General features: G+C 52.8%; 16 protein-coding genes. 7 read left to right on the forward strand and 9 right to left on the reverse strand.

Features of this window, described 5'->3' with window-relative positions; genetic code table 11:
• Positions 1–258 precede the first annotated feature (258 nt).
• From EGT74_RS10750 to EGT74_RS10780, 7 genes are all read right to left on the reverse strand, one after another.
• Entirely contained in the window at positions 259–927 is a 669-nt protein-coding gene (locus EGT74_RS10750; RefSeq protein WP_123846506.1) for a lipoprotein signal peptidase, read from the reverse strand.
• A gap of 62 nt (positions 928–989) precedes the next feature.
• Positions 990–3,482: a bifunctional UDP-N-acetylmuramoyl-tripeptide:D-alanyl-D-alanine ligase/alanine racemase gene (locus EGT74_RS10755; protein ID WP_123846507.1), complete on the reverse strand. Its 2,493-nt coding sequence runs from the start codon at positions 3,480–3,482 to the stop codon at positions 990–992.
• Between the two features lie 63 nt (positions 3,483–3,545).
• Positions 3,546–4,496, reverse strand: coding sequence for a TerC/Alx family metal homeostasis membrane protein (locus tag EGT74_RS10760; RefSeq protein WP_123846508.1), 951 nt, complete (start codon positions 4,494–4,496; stop codon positions 3,546–3,548).
• A 48-nt stretch (positions 4,497–4,544) separates the two neighbouring features.
• Complete coding sequence (gene gldG, locus EGT74_RS10765; RefSeq protein ID WP_123846509.1) at positions 4,545–6,260, reverse strand: gliding motility-associated ABC transporter substrate-binding protein GldG; 1,716 nt, start codon at positions 6,258–6,260, stop codon at positions 4,545–4,547.
• 3 nt (positions 6,261–6,263) lie between these two features.
• Entirely contained in the window at positions 6,264–7,001 is a 738-nt protein-coding gene (gldF, locus tag EGT74_RS10770) for a gliding motility-associated ABC transporter permease subunit GldF (protein ID WP_123846510.1), read from the reverse strand.
• A 170-nt stretch (positions 7,002–7,171) separates the two neighbouring features.
• Positions 7,172–7,498: a HesB/IscA family protein gene (locus EGT74_RS10775; protein WP_123846511.1), complete on the reverse strand. Its 327-nt coding sequence runs from the start codon at positions 7,496–7,498 to the stop codon at positions 7,172–7,174.
• Positions 7,499–7,543: 45 nt separating this feature from the next.
• Entirely contained in the window at positions 7,544–8,710 is a 1,167-nt protein-coding gene (locus EGT74_RS10780; RefSeq protein ID WP_181954738.1) for an IscS subfamily cysteine desulfurase, read from the reverse strand.
• Positions 8,711–8,808: 98 nt separating this feature from the next.
• On the opposite strand from EGT74_RS10780, the gene mce reads away from it, so the two are divergent.
• Positions 8,809–9,216 carry a methylmalonyl-CoA epimerase gene (gene mce, locus EGT74_RS10785; RefSeq protein ID WP_123846512.1) on the forward strand — a complete coding sequence of 136 codons (408 nt, stop codon included), beginning with the start codon at positions 8,809–8,811 and terminating at the stop codon, positions 9,214–9,216.
• A gap of 231 nt (positions 9,217–9,447) precedes the next feature.
• Here mce and EGT74_RS10790 read toward each other — a convergent pair whose 3' ends face one another.
• On the reverse strand, positions 9,448–10,719 hold the full coding sequence (locus EGT74_RS10790; protein WP_123846513.1) for a UDP-N-acetylmuramoyl-tripeptide--D-alanyl-D-alanine ligase: 1,272 nt from the start codon (positions 10,717–10,719) through the stop codon (positions 9,448–9,450).
• Positions 10,720–10,837: 118 nt separating this feature from the next.
• On the opposite strand from EGT74_RS10790, the gene EGT74_RS10795 reads away from it, so the two are divergent.
• The 5 genes from EGT74_RS10795 (at position 10,838) to apaG (ending at position 13,570) form a co-directional block, all read left to right on the forward strand.
• Positions 10,838–11,212, forward strand: coding sequence for a hypothetical protein (locus EGT74_RS10795; RefSeq protein WP_123846514.1), 375 nt, complete (start codon positions 10,838–10,840; stop codon positions 11,210–11,212).
• Between the two features lie 17 nt (positions 11,213–11,229).
• Positions 11,230–11,778, forward strand: coding sequence for a YceI family protein (locus EGT74_RS10800; protein ID WP_123846515.1), 549 nt, complete (start codon positions 11,230–11,232; stop codon positions 11,776–11,778).
• 7 nt (positions 11,779–11,785) lie between these two features.
• Entirely contained in the window at positions 11,786–12,721 is a 936-nt protein-coding gene (locus EGT74_RS10805) for a DUF5777 family beta-barrel protein (protein WP_246008178.1), read from the forward strand.
• Between the two features lie 12 nt (positions 12,722–12,733).
• Positions 12,734–13,060 carry a DUF4157 domain-containing protein gene (locus EGT74_RS10810; protein WP_246008179.1) on the forward strand — a complete coding sequence of 109 codons (327 nt, stop codon included), beginning with the start codon at positions 12,734–12,736 and terminating at the stop codon, positions 13,058–13,060.
• Positions 13,061–13,183: 123 nt separating this feature from the next.
• Entirely contained in the window at positions 13,184–13,570 is a 387-nt protein-coding gene (apaG, locus tag EGT74_RS10815; RefSeq protein WP_109699698.1) for a Co2+/Mg2+ efflux protein ApaG, read from the forward strand.
• A 1-nt stretch (position 13,571) separates the two neighbouring features.
• Here apaG and gldB read toward each other — a convergent pair whose 3' ends face one another.
• The gene (gene gldB / locus EGT74_RS10820; protein ID WP_449384910.1) at positions 13,572–14,603 is read right to left on the reverse strand and encodes a gliding motility lipoprotein GldB; all 1,032 of its coding nucleotides are present in this window, start codon (positions 14,601–14,603) and stop codon (positions 13,572–13,574) included.
• Positions 14,604–14,623: 20 nt separating this feature from the next.
• On the opposite strand from gldB, the gene EGT74_RS10825 reads away from it, so the two are divergent.
• On the forward strand, positions 14,624–15,349 hold the full coding sequence (locus tag EGT74_RS10825) for a porin family protein (RefSeq protein ID WP_123846517.1): 726 nt from the start codon (positions 14,624–14,626) through the stop codon (positions 15,347–15,349).
• The last annotated feature ends 12 nt before the right edge of the window (positions 15,350–15,361 follow it).

Below are 15,361 nucleotides of genomic sequence, written 5' to 3' on the forward strand. Positions count from 1 at the left end.
TGCGTCAAAGATGCAGGGAGGGAGCAGGAAGAAAGCTGAGGCTCGCATTTTTGGTCAGGCGGGAGCCGCGTAGCGCGATACGCGGGAGAAACGCTCTCCTGTTCCCGAATCAGGGAGCCAGGGCAGGGCAACGACGTAAAGTAGCCTACTGGTACCCGAACGCTGGCACGCAATGAAGTCTTTCTCCTTCATTTTCAAGGAACTGTAAAAAAAACGGCGCAGTACAACTGCGCCGTTCAATTATTTTATTGCGGATTGTTACATCACCTGCCGGGTATCGTCTACGATAGCCCCGGTTTCAATAGCGCCACCGGGTTCGTCCGTTTTCCGGGTGAGGAATCGTTTCTGGAAAAGTAAAATAGCGATCACGCCTACGGAAATGGAAGCATCGGCGATATTAAACACCGGCCGGAAGAACACGAAGTGTTCGCCGCCCCAGAAGGGTATCCAGCTCGGGAAAGTGCCGTCGAACAGGGGGAAATACAGCATATCCACCACGTTGCCGTGCAGGAAAGTACCGTAACCGCCGCCGGCAGGCATGAACTGCGCTACTTCGTAACGGGTGCTTTCAGAGAAGATCATCCCGTAAAACATGCTGTCGATCAGGTTGCCGGCCGCTCCCGCCAGAATAAGGGCGCCGCAAACGAGCAAACCATTGTGGTACTGTTCTTTCACCAGCTTCTTCATATAGAAAAAACCTACTACCACGGCAATCAGGCGGAAAAGGGTGAGGGCGATCTTCCCGAACTCCCCGCCGAATTTCAGGCCATAGGCCATTCCTTCATTCTCAATGAAATGAATAAAAAACCAGTCGGAAATCACGGGGAATTGTTCCGCAATGGTCATGTTGGTCTTAATCCAGAATTTCAACACCTGGTCTACCAGCAGAATCAGTACTACAATAATTATGATATGACGATACTTCAAAACTTCAAATTTTCTCAAAAATAATGTATTATTTCAAAGATGATAACCCGTTAGCATATGTTTTATTCCTGGAAATACACCCGTTTCACGCGCTGTGAAATGCCGGTGAGTATTTCGTAGGGAATAGTGCCGGCCCAATCGGCTACTTCCTGCACGGGTAGCGCTTCCCCGAATACGATCACTTCATCGCCCTCTGCCGCGTCCGGGATGTGCGTGACGTCCAGCATGAGCATATCCATGGCTACCACGCCCACAACAGGCGCCAGTTTATTGCGGATCAGCATTTTGCCGTTGCCGTTGCCGAGCTTGCGGGAATACCCGTCTGCATACCCGATGCGCACGGTAGCGGTCACTGCCGGGGCAGTGGCGGTCCATTGGCCGCCGTAGCCCACACTGTCGCCGGCGGGGATATGCTTCAGCTGCGCGATGGTAGTTTTGAGCGTGCTCACGTTCCGCAGTTTGTCCTGGAACGAGGCAGCGCTGTCTACCCCATACATCCCGATGCCGAGGCGCACCATGTCGAGCTGCATATCCGGGTGGCGGTGAATGGCGGCGCTGTTGGCGATGTGCCTGATCACGGCATACCCCAGCTGCTGCTGCAACGTAGCGCTCATTTTAATGAACCGCTCGTATTGTTTTTTGGTGAAATCGTCTTTGGCCGGGTCTTCGCTCGACGCGAGGTGGCTGAAGATGGATTGCACCTTAAAGAGGCCCTCGTGTTGCAAACGCTGTACCAATACGGGGAGGTCGGACTGCTCAAAGCCGAGGCGGTGCATGCCCGTATCGAGTTTGATGTGTACCGGGTAATTGCTTTTATTGGCGTACCGCACCACTTCTTCAAACTGGTCCAGGATGTGCATGGAATACAGCTCGGGTTCGAGGTTCCATTGCAGGATGGCTTCGAAGGTGGTGGGCTCGGGATTCATGACCATGATGGGCAGGGTGATACCCGCGCGTCGGAGATCTACGCCTTCGTCTGCATACGCCACAGCCAGGTAGTCTACCCCATGGAACTGCAGCAGGCTTGCAATTTCAAAGCTGCCGCTACCGTAGGAGAAGGCTTTGACCATGGCCATCAGTTTAATGCCCGGTTTCAGCAGGGCCTGGTAAGCCTTGATATTATGGGCGATTGCGTTGAGATTGATTTCGAGGATGGTCTGGTGGGCTTTCTGCTCCAGCAGTTTACCGATGCGCTCGAACTGGAAAATCCGGGCCCCCTTCACGAGGATGGATTCGTTCTGGAACTCGTTCGGGTTTACCTGTTGCAGGAACTCTTCGGTGTTGGCGAAAAAGCTGGCCTTCACTTTACTGAAGCTTTGTTTTTCGCGGGAGATGTTTTTCCCGATGCCGATGAGTTTCTGGATGCCTTTCTGTTCCAGCATGCCTGCCACTTCTTCGTACAAAGAGCCTTCGCTTTTGCCGCTCTGCAGGATGTCGCTGAGAATGACGGTACGCACGGGGTGCTGGCGCTGCTGTTGTAAAAACTCCAGCGCAATGGCCAGCGAGCCGAGGTCGGAATTATAACTGTCGTTGATGATGCTGCAGTTGTTGATGCCCTGCTTCATTTCCAGGCGCATGGCGATATTGCCCAGGTGATCCATGCGTTCCTGTATCACCTGCTGCGGTTTGCCCAGGTAAAGCATCAGCGCCCAGCAGTGAATGGCGTTTTCGATGGAGCCTTCATCTACAAACGGGATACGGATGAAGATGGGCTCCTGTTTATACAAGGCATCGATGCGGGTGTGGTTGCTGTTTTTGTCGACACCGATCACGCGGAGGTCGGCATCCGTTTTTCGGCTCCAGGTCAGCAGCTGCAGGTCGTTGTCGATTTCCCTTTTGCCCACGAGGTTGTGAAAGTTGTTCACGCATTCGTTCAGGGCCAGGTAATCTTTGCAGTAGATGAGCACATCGCTTTTCATAAAAAGGATGAGCTTTTCGTTGACTTTCTGGCGGATGTTGAGGAAACCTTCGTTGTGCGCCTCGCCGATGTTGGTAAAGATGCCGATGGTGGGCCGGATCACCTTTTCGAGGTTCACCATTTCACCGGGCTGTGAAATACCGGCCTCAAAAATGGCGAGGTCGTTTTCCGCTTTCATCTGCCATACGGAAAGCGGCACGCCGATTTGCGAGTTGTAGCTCTTCGGGCTGCGGACGATGTTGTAGTCTTTTTCGAGCAGCTGGTACAGCCATTCTTTTACAATGGTTTTCCCGTTGCTGCCGGTGATACCGATAACCGGGATCTGGAACTGATGGCGATGCCAGGCCACAAGGGCATGGAGCGCCTGCAGGGTGTTTTTTACCTGTATGATGTTGGCTTTCGGATATAAACCGATCGACACGGGCTCACTTACGATAAAATTACTGACGCCTTTTTTATACAATTCGTCGATGTACTGGTGGGCATTGCGGCGTTCGCTAACAAGTGGGATGAACACAGAGGTTTCTGCAACTAGCAGTTTTCTACTATCCAGCAAAATATGTTCGATCTCGGGATGCCCCGTCTGTTGCAACAATTCGCCCTTCAGGATCTTGCTGATACTTTCTGCGGTATACAATTTTATATGGTTTTAATAAAAAAAGCGTCCCGGGACTCTCACCAGGACGCTTTTTACGGTCTACTACTTTTCAATATCGATTTCCGGCTGAACCGGTAATTTTTTCTGGAACAGGATAGAATAAACGATGGAACCCGCCAGGCAGGTTACGATCACTACCAGCGAAACCCAAACCGGCAGCTTGAAGTGCCAGATCTCCGCCAGCATTTTAAGACCGATGAATACCAGCACGATGGCGATGCCCTGCTGCAGGTAATCAAATTTGTCTACTGCGCCACGCAGCAGGAAGAACAGCGAGCGAAGGCCCAGCACCGCGAAGATGTTAGAGGTGTACACCACCAGCGGTTCTTTGGAAATCGCAAATACCGCGGGAATGGAGTCGAGCGCAAACACGATGTCGGTTACCGCCAGCATCACCACTACTACGGCCAGGGAGGTGAAATACACTTTCCCGTTCTGTTTGATGGTAAAGCGGCCGTGCGGGTCCGCATGCGAAATGCGCATATACTTCTGCATAAAGCGGTAGGCAATATTTTCTTCGGGTTTGAATTCCTCATGCTGGTCTACCAGGAACATTTTGATACCGGTGTACACGAGGAAAGCGCCGAAAACATAGAGGATCCAGCCGAACTGTGCGATGAGCGCCACGCCCACGGTGATAAAGATCGCGCGGAACACGATGGCCATCAGGATACCGATAAGCAGCACCCGCGCATAGGCGGTTTCCTTGATTTTGAAGAACCCGAAAATGAGAATGAATACAAAAATGTTATCGATGGAAAGTGACCATTCCATCAGATACGCGCTAAGGTACTCCACCGCCATTTTCGAGCCGTCTTCGTACCATACGAATGCGAAGAAACCGAATGACAGCGCAACCCAGAAGCAGGTTTGAATAAGGGCTTTTTTAATAGAGATGACTTCACCTTTTTTACTCAGGAGCCCAAGGTCGAAAATAAGGGCAAGAATGATAACAATTCCAAAGACGGCATACGTCCATTGCTGCGGTGTCATGCAAACGGAAAATTTTATTGAACAGCAAAGATAATGGATTCCGGTTGCTTATGCTGCGTATTTACGCTGGCGTATGAACTGGAACACCATTGCGAACAGCAGTATGGCGCCGATAGGGGCCACGAAGGCCAATACCTGCCACATAGTTTTATCTTTTTTTACTTTTTCGCCGTCGAGCAGGCGCAGTGTCACTTCCTTGCTACGCGTGTCCATGATGGGGGCCCTGCTGGTCAGGTATTCCATGCTGTTGAGGAAAAACTCCTTATTGGCGAATACATATTGCGGATTAAACTCATTTACGCCCATCTGCAGGGGACCATCTTTCCGGGACACGGCGTTGGTCACGATGTCGGCGTCGCCCACAACGATCATGCGGTTGATAGTATCGCCGACGGGTTTGTAGGCTTTCCCGGTTGCGGTTTGCAGTGCCTGGAGCTCCTGCTGGCCGAGGCGGTGATTGAACAGGGAAGGAAAGCGCCCCTCCAGCAAAACGGCCACCGGTATTGCTTTTTGCCGGAAATCGCGGCGGTTGGGTGCTTGCTGTACGCTTTCCAGGCTGATCTGCACCGGCCCGCCCAGCACGCGGCTGTGGTCGGAAGTGGCCAACAAAACGGTTTTCCGGATGTCCCCGCCTTTGATGGTGTCGATAGAGCTCGCAAAGCGGCTCATGATCAGGTCCATATTTTTGACGATGGGGTGTGTATTGCCGGGTGTCAGCAGCGGGAAGAAGGGGAAGGGAACGGGCCTGATCTGCGGTTTGTCGCCGATATTGCCCACCACGAGCGGGATCATGTCGCTCTGCAGATCCTGCACCAGGTTGAGGTTTACGCGTGCGCCGTACTTGAACAGCAGGTCTTCCAGCTGAAGGTTGCGGTCGAACGCCACAAACTCGCGGCCACGGAGACTATCGGCCGAGGCGGTGAGGTTATCGATGAACCACAGCACTTTCCCGCCGTTCATCACGTACTGGTCTATTTTCAGTTTATCGGCATCGGTAAAGGTTTCCACCGGCCGCACAAACATAATGGCATTGAATTCGGACGGAATGTGGCTGTCCGCCCGGAGGTTGACGGTATCTACCTGGTAATGTTCGTGCAGGGTTTTGAGTGCGTCGTATACGTTCGGGCCCTCAGGTTCGCCGTGGCCCAGCATATAGCCTACCAGCGGGCGTTCTGTTTGCTGCAGCTGGTAAATGGCGTTGGCGAACTTATATTCCAGCAAGGCTTCGGAGCTGTTGAGGGCCTGCATGGGATCCATGCCGCCCTGGCTTTTGAGCAGGTTTACACTGGTTTCGCGGCCTTTATGCGTAACGAGGGCGCCCGGAAAAATGAGGCGCTCTGCGAAGGCGTCGTTGCCTTCTTCCTGCACCTGTAAGTTAAAAGGAAGGATGCCTTTGGCCATGAGGCTGTCCTGGAAACCCATCCGCAGCGAATCCGGCAGGTCGGTGCCGGGGTTCACGAATGTGAAGCGGATATTTTTGCCGCCATATTGCTGAAACTCCTCCAGCAACTCGCGGGTGGCATCGCCCAACTGGCGGAAGCCTGCAGGGTACTTGCCTTTCAGATACACCTCGATATAAACCGGCGCATCGAGGCGGCGGAGCAGTTCTCGGGTGGAAGGGGCCAGTGTGTACCGCTTTTCAGCCGTGAGGTCCCAACGCGTATGTATATACGAAGCTGCGACGTTCACCGCTACCAGTAAAACCAGTATCCCAAATGTACGTTGCAGGTATTTTTTCCTTTTTTCCTTTTTCGTCAGTTCCATAATTTAACCCTGCCAGATCTTGCGTTCCAGCGATATTTTGGTGAGATAGAGCATGAGCCCGGTTACACTCAGAAAATAAATCACGTCGCGGCTGTCTACCACCCCGCGGCTGATGGAATTATAATGATAACGGATGCCTGCCATTTGCAGGTAATAATCGGCCCCGCCCGAAAATACGGGCACTTTACTAAGGGCGTCGAAGCCGTTATAGAAAATATAACAGGTAAAAATGGCCACGAGAAAGGCTACTACGGCATTGCCGGTAAGCGACGAGGCCCAGAGGCCGATGGCGGTAAAGGTGCTGCCCAGCAGGAATAGGCCGAGGTAAGAGCCGATGATGCTGCCGTGGTCGAGCGCATTGTTGGTAGCAGCCAGCTGCGCCATGGCCAGGTAATACACCGCAGTCGGGATCAACGCGATCACTACAATGGTGATGCAGGCCCAATACTTCCCCCAGACGATCTGCCACCAGGTAACCGGTTTGGTACTGAGGAGTTCCATGGTGCCGGATTTATACTCGTCGGCCAGGGAGCGCATTGTAATGGCAGGTATCAGTAGGAGAAAGATCAGCGGCGCCATTTCAAAAAGCCCGTCCAGGTTGGCGTACCCGCCGTCGAGCAGGCTGGTGTCCGGAAATACGAACAAAAACAGCCCGTTGGCCAACAGGAACAGTATAATGGCCACATAGCCCGTGATACTGCTGAAAAACTGGTGAATTTCTTTTTTGAAAATTGCTGACATGGCAGGCAAATATATAATTACGATGGAGGAATAACGAATTAGGGATTAGAAATATTTGTTAACTGAAGGGGTTTTATTTCGAAAAAGCGGCGCCAGCCGGGATCGGGACATAAAAAAGCCGCCTGCATTGCGCAAACGGCTTCTATAATTGCTTAAAAGTCAATTAGTTGTTACACTGAAAAGCTTTCGCCGCAGCCACAGGTGCGGGCGGCATTGGGATTATTGAAGTAGAATCCCTTCCCGTTCAGGCCTTCGGAGAATTCGAGGGTGGTATTGCAGAGGTACAGGAAACTTTTCAGGTCTGTCACCACTTTGATACCATCGTTGTCGAATACCTGGTCTTTCGGTTTGGGCTCGTTATCAAAATCCAGTTTATAGCTGAGGCCGGAACAACCGCCACCTACGACGGACACGCGCAGGAAGAAATCGGGGCCCAGAGAGCCTTCAGCCCGCAGGCTTTCTACTTTTTGCCTTGCTTTTTCGCTTACGTAAATCATGTTATCCTCCTTTCCTTTTTAACCGGATGGCCGGTCAGATATATATTAGATGTCAATTCTCAATTTTCTTTGCGTTTCTACCACTGTGGCGACTGCCTGGATAGCGTAGTCAATCTCCTCGTCGGTGGTAAAACGGCTTACACTGAACCTGAGCGAAGAGTGTGCCAGTTCTTCTTCCAGCCCCATGGCTGTCAGTACATGGCTGGGTTCTGGCAGGGCCGAGGTGCAAGCCGATCCCGAAGATACGGCAATATCGCGGTTCAGCGCTGTTAACAGGGCATTTCCTTCCGTATAACCAAAGGCAATATTGGTCACATGGGGCAGGCGAAACTCACGGGAACCGTTGACGGTAATGTTTTCCAGGGCGAGCAGGCCTTTTTCGAGGCGGTTGCGGAGAACGGCCAGCCGCAGCTCCGTGGCTGCCATTTCGGCACCTGCCAGCTCACAGGCCTTCCCAAGGCCGACAATACCCGGTACGTTGAGCGTGCCTGAGCGCATGCCCCTTTCGTGCCCGCCCCCGTCGATCTGGGCGGCCACTCTTACCCGGGGCTGTTTCCGGCGTACGTACAAGGCACCCACTCCTTTGGGGCCATGCATTTTATGGGCACTGAAGGCCATCAGGTCGATACCGTCTGCCTGCACATCCACAGGAATCTTACCCACGGCCTGGGTGGCATCGGTCATCAGCAATACGCCGTGTTTACGGCAGATGGTGCTGATCTCGCGGATGGGCTGCAGCACCCCCGTTTCATTGTTGGCATACATCACACAAACCAGAATGGTTTGCGGCGTGATGGCCGCTTCAAGATCGGCGGGGCGGATGAGGCCGTTATTGCCGACTTTTAGCAGGGTTACCGATGTACCTTGTTTTTCGAGGTGTTTGCAGGCATCCAGTACAGCTTTATGTTCCGTTTCAACGGTAATGATATGCCGGCCTTTCGTTGCATATGCTTCGGCTACGCCTTTCAGCGCGAGATTGATGGCTTCGGTGGCCCCGGAAGTAAAAACGATTTCCTGTTTTTCCGCCCCGGTTAATTGCGCCACCTGTTCGCGAGCCAGGTCCACTGCTTCTTCAGCGGCCCAGCCATACCGGTGTGTGCGTGATGCTGCATTGCCATAATGCTCCGTAAAGAAGGGGAGCATGGCTTCCACCACCCGCGGATCGCAGCGGGTAGTGGCGTTATTGTCGAGGTATACCGGTAACTGCAGCATTCCTCAAAATTACGATATAAGTTCTATTTTTACCCGCCGCAGCCGATCGGAACCACTGATGGGGCCATCGATTGCGTCTATAACTTAAACACCGCGCTATGCTGAAAGTGGAACATATCGGAATCGCCGTAAAATCGCTCTCCACCTCCATTCCCCTGTTTGAAAAATTGCTGAACACCCCCTGTTACAAAACGGAAGAGGTGGCGTCAGAAGGCGTTACTACCGCCTTTTTCAGGCAGGGCGAATCAAAGATCGAATTGCTGGAGGCGGCCAGGGACGATAGCCCCATTGCGCGGTTCATTGAAAAGAAAGGCGAAGGCATGCATCATATAGCCTTTGAGGTGACGGACATTTATGCGGAGATGGAACGCCTGCAACGGGAAGGGTTTGTGTTGATCAATCCGGAACCCAAGCCGGGGGCGGATAACAAGCTTGTTTGTTTTCTTCATCCCCAAAGCACCAACGGCATTTTGATAGAACTTACGCAGGAACGGCAGCCGCTGTAAATCAGCTATTTGAAGCATGATCCGGGTGGGAACAGGGTATCCTGAAAAAAATATCCGCCCTGTTAAACCTTTTATTTAATTGCGCGTTGTATAGGTATAATGGCCAGCGAAAGCGGCCTTACCCAATAACCTGATCAGACAAGAATGCAAGCCCTGTGGGCTTTTTAAGATACTCTAAAGTTGGCATAGGTTATGAAAACCTGTGAGTTTTTTAACTCGCAGGTTTATTTTTTATGGCAATGCCTTTTCCATACCCACGCTGCGGGAGCCTTTCACCAATATGTAGGTGTTTTCGAAGGCCTGTTGTTCCAGCCATTTCCTGGCGTCTGCCGCTGTTTCGAAATAGATGTACGGATGATTGACGCGGCGGAATTCGGTGCCTACCAGCACCACGGCCTTCCAGTGGCGCTGTTGCAGCAGGTCGGCCAGTGCCTGGTGTTCTTTTTCGCTGTCGTCTCCCAGTTCTTTCATGGCGCCTAATAATAACACCTTTTCCCCTGCATTTATTGCGGCAAAGTTTTCCACAGCGGCCTTCATGCTGGAGGGATTGGCGTTATAGGCATCCATGATAAAAGTGTTGCTGCCACGCTTTTCAATCTGGGAGCGATTGTTGGAGGGAATATACCCTTCGATGGCGGCCTTTATTTTTTCGGCTGGCACTTTAAAATGCAGGCCGATGGCGATGGCGGCCATCACGTTGGAGAAGTTGTAGGCGCCTACCAGCTGGGTACGTACCATGCCCGTTTGGGCGGTTTCCAGCTCCAGCAGGGCACTCCCTGCAACCGGGCTGCCGGTATAGGCGGCCTGTTCGCTTCCGTAGGTCACGATATGTGAAATGCCTTCGCTCATCTCCGTCAGGTAAGGATAATCCGTGCAAACGAATACCGTTCCGTTGTTGGCCCGCAGGTAGTCGTACAGCTCGCCTTTGGCTTTCCGCACGCCTTCTTCGCTGCCGAACCCTTCGAGGTGGGCTTTGCCGATGTTGGTGATGAGGCCGTGAGTAGGCAGCGCCACCGTACAATACCCTTCGATTTCGTGCTGGTGGTTGGCGCCCATTTCAATAACGGCCATTTCCGCGTCTGCCGGGATGCCCAGCAGGGTGAGTGGCACGCCGATGTGGTTATTCAGGTTTCCGGCCGTGGCGTAAGTGCGGTAATGTGCGCCGAGCACGGTGCGGATCATTTCTTTCGTAGTGGTTTTACCGTTAGTGCCGGTAATGGCGATAAAAGGAATACTGAACTGCTGCCGGTGACGCCGGGCAAGCTGCTGCAGGGTGTGCAGCACATCGTCCGTCAGCATCGTCTTACCGGGCACCGTATCAAAGGCGGGATCGTCGATTACGGCCAGCGATGCGCCGGCTTCCAGCGCGGCGGCCGCGTATTGGTTGCCATTGAAGTTGGGCCCCCGCAGTGCAAAAAAAATGTCCCCGGGCTGCAGCGTGCGGGTATCGGTTTGCACGGACGGATGCGCCCGGTAATGCTGATATAGTTGTTCAATATTCACGGCATGCATATTTGCCTGCAAAAATAAGGAATGGATCTCCTCATTTTGTTTATTATCTTTCTACAGAGGCAACTCTTTATTTTCCGGATGCGTATATAAACCTATGAAAACTCAACGTATGAAATCATTTCTGACCGGCCTTGCTGTACTGCTGACCTGTGCCGGCTACGTTGCCTGTACGTCCGAACAGGCGCCGAAGCCGGGCACCTCCGTGAATTGTGCAACCACGGTAGTCACCAGCGCCCGGATTTACGCCATCGTCCAGCAAAACTGCACCAACCGGAACTGTCACCCCGGTTCGGGCGCTCCGTTAAATGCGGATTTTTCAAGCCTGGCGAAGTTAAAAAGCTACATCAGCAACAACGGCACCAGCTGGCGTGCCCGGGTGACCGACCTTACGGCGGATATGCCGCAGTTCATGGGCTATCCCGCCCTCAGCCGCGCCACGCGCGACTCTATCGCCTGCTGGGTTAACAAAGGAATGCCGGATTAAACGACCAAACTGTTTTTATGAAACAATTATTAAGCCTCACCACGCTTCTGCTCTTGTCCGCCTTTAACGCGGCCGCACAGGATGTATATTCCTGCCGTAATGCCACATTCCGGTTTTTTTCCTCCGCACCCATGGAAGACATTGAAGCCACCACCAAACAAGGGGTTTCGGCCATCAATGTCAAAACGAAAACGGTGTATTTCAAAGTGCCCATCAATACCTTTCAGTTCAGGAAAAAGCTGATGCAGGAACACTTCAACGAAAACTACCTTGAAAGCGAAAAATACCCTTTCGCCGAATTCAAGGGAAAAGTGCTCGATGAGGTGGATCTGACCAAAGACGGGAGTTACCCCGTGACGGTAGAAGGCGCACTGAACATTCACGGCGTTACCAAAAACTACCGGGAAAAAGGCACGCTGACCGTGAAGGGTGGCAAAATCAACGCCTCCGCCAAATTCAATGTGCGGGTGGCCGACCACAATATCAAAATCCCCACGCTCGTGATCAAAAACATCGCGGAAGTGGTGGAAGTAACTGTGAATGCAGACTATCAACCTGTCAAATAGAACTCACATGAAGCTTATGTTGCAGATCCGCATACTGACCGCCCTCCTGTTAATAGCCCCCGCGGCCATGGCGCAGGACGACCTCGGCGCAATTTTCGGGAAAGATTCCGTACGCCGCGACCCGGTGATCGCCACGTTCAAAAGCACCCGTATCATCAATGCCCAGAGCAATGAAACGCTGGCCAGGGGCGACCTCGACTTCCGGGTGGCCCACCGTTTCGGCGATATCGGCGGGGCAAACGGGGGCGCATCTACCTTTTTCGGGATCGATAATTCCACCGATATCCGCATCGCATTTGAATACGGTATTACCAACCGCCTCACTGCCGGCGTGAGCCGCGCCAAGGGCAGCGGTGCCTTCAGCCAGCTGTATGAAGTGCTGGGCAAATTCAAATTGCTGCAGCAAACCATGGATAACCGGGTGCCCCTGGCCGTGACCCTCTTCGGCAACGCCGTGGTAACCTCCATGAAAAGCAATACGGACAAGGAAGCGGTGAACTATTTCGATAAATTCAGTTCCCGCATGACTTACACGGCCCAGGCCGTGATCGCCCGCAAGTTCGGCGACCGTTTTTCGCTGGCCCTGTTGCCCTCTTACGTGCACCGCAACAAGGTAGGGTATATGGACATGAACGACATGTTCGCCCTGGGCGTGGGCGGCCGCCTGCGTTTCTCCAAAAGGGTAGCCCTGGTAGTGGATTATTTCGTGCCTTTCCGCGACGAGGCCAGCAAAGACTACTATAAAACCCAGGGCATCGAATTTTTCAACCCGCTGGGCGTCGGCGTGGAGATCGAAACGGGCGGGCACGTGTTTCACCTGAATTTCACCAACTCCACCGCCACCCTCGAAAACCAGTTCATCCCCGAAACCACCACCTCCTGGCTGCAGGGCCAGTTCCGGTGGGGCTTCAACATTTCAAGACGGTTTTCGCTGGGGCGTTAGTAAATTGCGGGGATGAGTATGCTCCGCTGCCGGATAAAGGAAGATTCAAAAGTGGCCAGGCTGGCCGCCTGGAAAATGAAAAGCGACAATATCGCGATCGTTTTCGGGCGGGTGATACACCTGTACGGGGTCAGCCGCCAGCAGTTCCTGTCGGATACCGCCTGGGTCCGGCACGAGGTGTGCCATGTCAAACAATACCGGGAGTACGGCTTCTGGGGCTTTTTATGGCTTTACGTGGCCGACTGGATACGGGTGGGGTACTACAATAACCGCTTCGAAAGGGCCGCCAGGCTGGCCGAAAACAACGCCCGGGAGCTCGATGGGGTGGAGATTGTCTGACCGGGCCGCCAGGGACCGCCCTCATGGCTGATTCACTAAAGATTCGTTAAAACAATCCCGGCCCTGTAAAAAAAAGTTACAACGCGGTTATTTTCCTTATTTTTACGGTAAAGGCGGATTACTATGGTTAAGAAGGTCACAGAGGGCATCACCATTAGCGTGGAAACATTCTACCAGCCAGATTATTCTAATCCGATCGGCAGCGAGTTCATGTTTGCTTACCGCATCACCATTGAGAATAATAATACGTTTCCCATTAAACTGCTAAGGCGCCACTGGTATATCATCGATTCAAACGGTTCGCACCGCGAAGTGGAAGGCGAAGGAGTGGTAGGTGTGCAGCCGCTGCTGGCTCCCGGAGAAAGCTATCAGTACGTGTCAGGTTCCAACCTGCGCACGGAAATCGGCAAAATGTACGGTACTTACCAGATGGAAAACCAGCTCAACAAAAAGCTGTTCGACGTGAAGATACCGGAATTCCAGATGGTGGTTCCGTTCAAAATGAACTAACCTATGGCCTGTACCTGGCTTCGTTGAACAAGCTCATCACCTGCTGCGTGTTCACCAGTTTTTCCAATGTAAAATCAGTGTGCTTTTTCATAAAAGCCTGTACAATCCGGTAACCCACGAAAGCCCCGATCTGTCCCGGCGCTTCGCCCGGTAAGCCTTGTGTGCTGGGCCCTTCCCCGATATAACGCATCACATCCTGCCAGTCGGCGGTGTACAGCAACTTATTCTGCACAAAATACTGCCAGATCATCCGCTCGTTTTCGTTACAGAAATCCAGCTGTTCTTTCGTATAGCCCAGCCTGATATGCTCCGGGATATGGGGCAGCACTTTTTCCAGGAAATACTGCTGCCGACCGAGGTCCATAAAATGCTCCACCAGCTTGGTGCCGTCGTTTTTGGGCGGCATCCGGTCCTGCACCAGCACGCGCATCACGTTTACGGGAATATACTCGGGCGTGAATTTGCGGATGATGTAATCGGGGTAATCAGGCACCATGCGGTAAATAGAGAAATCGGCGCCCATGTGCATGTCGAGCCCGATGCCTACCAGCGAATCGACCGTTACGGCGCCGTAATTACCGATGGCGGAGATAAAACTCACTACTTTGGGAACCTGCCAGTAGGGGAGGTAATATTTCGTGAGGCGGAAAGCCTGCGTCAGTTCTGCTTCCAGTGGGGAAATGTCGGCGAAGTGCTTTTCCACGGAATCCTGCAGGGCGCGGAAGTCTTTATTGCCCACAAACGTGCGCACACCTTCGATAATACGGGTGCTGGTATCGGAAAACGGCCCCAGGCCGAGTATCTCGGAAAAGTAAGTAGGCGCAAAGTCGGGGTACGTACCGTCCAGCAATTTAATGCCCGCCGCAACGTTATTGGTATCGATCCGGAAAAGCTGCTGGTCGAACCGCTCAATGCTCACCTGTATGGGAATATGGCTCACATCGGGCACTTTTGTTCCAGTGTTGCAACCGGCTGCCAGCCATCCGGCAAATAAAAAGCAGTATAGGATATATATTTTCGGGTAATTTTGCATCGCCTTTTAAAACTTTAGAAATGGTAAAAATATTGCATCATCGCTTATTATTGAAATCTTTCATGTTCCTGTTTGTTTGCACCGCTATGGGGTTTGCCGCACAGGCGCAAACGCTTAGCGACCGGGTGTCTGACAAGGCAGGCCGCAAAATGAGGCTCGGTTTTAAGCTCGATCCCGGTGTGTCCATGATGCGGCCGCAGGACGATGGTGTGGAGCGCAACAGCGGCCGTTTCTATTTCAGTTATGGCGTGCTGGCCGATTTTTTCCTCGATGATCAGGGAAATTACGCGCTGGCTTCGGGCCTGCAGGTAAGCGCCATGGGCAGCGTGCTGAAATATGAGATGGGCAAAGGTTTGTCGGCTTTCCGGAATTCGCCCAGCGAATATGATCTGCGCCTCACCTACATCGAAGTTCCCTTCACGCTCAAACTGAAAACCGACACGGAAAGCGGCATCGGCATCTGGGGCCAGTTCGGCGGTTTTGCCGGGTTCCCGGTGAGAGCCAGGGCCAACGTGATCAGCGGCCTGCAGCGGTTTGATAAACAGGATGTGCTGCGCGACGTGAACCGCCTCAATGCCGGCATGATCATTGGCGGTGGGATTGAATATCCCCTCACCGAAACCCTCACCGGCGTGGTGGGCTTCAACTACCAGAACGGCTTTATCGACGTGACCCGCAACAGTAAGTGGGACGACGGCCGTGTAAATATGAACAATTTCATCCTGCGGCTGGGGGTTTATTTTTAACTCCCGTAACTT

The organism is Chitinophaga lutea, from assembly GCF_003813775.1.
GTDB lineage: Bacteria > Bacteroidota > Bacteroidia > Chitinophagales > Chitinophagaceae > Chitinophaga > Chitinophaga lutea.

Coding starts and splice junctions, on each gene's coding strand:
- EGT74_RS10760 (WP_123846508.1), bottom strand. CDS start 4,496: ATGACACCGCAGCAATGGACGTATGCCGTCTTTGGAATTGTTATCATT.
- gldG (WP_123846509.1), bottom strand. CDS start 6,260: ATGGAACTGACGAAAAAGGAAAAAAGGAAAAAATACCTGCAACGTACA.
- gldF (WP_123846510.1), bottom strand. CDS start 7,001: ATGTCAGCAATTTTCAAAAAAGAAATTCACCAGTTTTTCAGCAGTATC.
- EGT74_RS10775 (WP_123846511.1), bottom strand. CDS start 7,498: ATGATTTACGTAAGCGAAAAAGCAAGGCAAAAAGTAGAAAGCCTGCGG.
- EGT74_RS10780 (WP_181954738.1), bottom strand. CDS start 8,710: ATGCTGCAGTTACCGGTATACCTCGACAATAACGCCACTACCCGCTGC.
- mce (WP_123846512.1), top strand. CDS start 8,809: ATGCTGAAAGTGGAACATATCGGAATCGCCGTAAAATCGCTCTCCACC.
- EGT74_RS10795 (WP_123846514.1), top strand. CDS start 10,838: ATGAAATCATTTCTGACCGGCCTTGCTGTACTGCTGACCTGTGCCGGC.
- EGT74_RS10800 (WP_123846515.1), top strand. CDS start 11,230: ATGAAACAATTATTAAGCCTCACCACGCTTCTGCTCTTGTCCGCCTTT.
- EGT74_RS10805 (WP_246008178.1), top strand. CDS start 11,786: ATGAAGCTTATGTTGCAGATCCGCATACTGACCGCCCTCCTGTTAATA.
- EGT74_RS10810 (WP_246008179.1), top strand. CDS start 12,734: ATGAGTATGCTCCGCTGCCGGATAAAGGAAGATTCAAAAGTGGCCAGG.
- apaG (WP_109699698.1), top strand. CDS start 13,184: ATGGTTAAGAAGGTCACAGAGGGCATCACCATTAGCGTGGAAACATTC.
- gldB (WP_449384910.1), bottom strand. CDS start 14,603: ATGCAAAATTACCCGAAAATATATATCCTATACTGCTTTTTATTTGCC.
- EGT74_RS10825 (WP_123846517.1), top strand. CDS start 14,624: ATGGTAAAAATATTGCATCATCGCTTATTATTGAAATCTTTCATGTTC.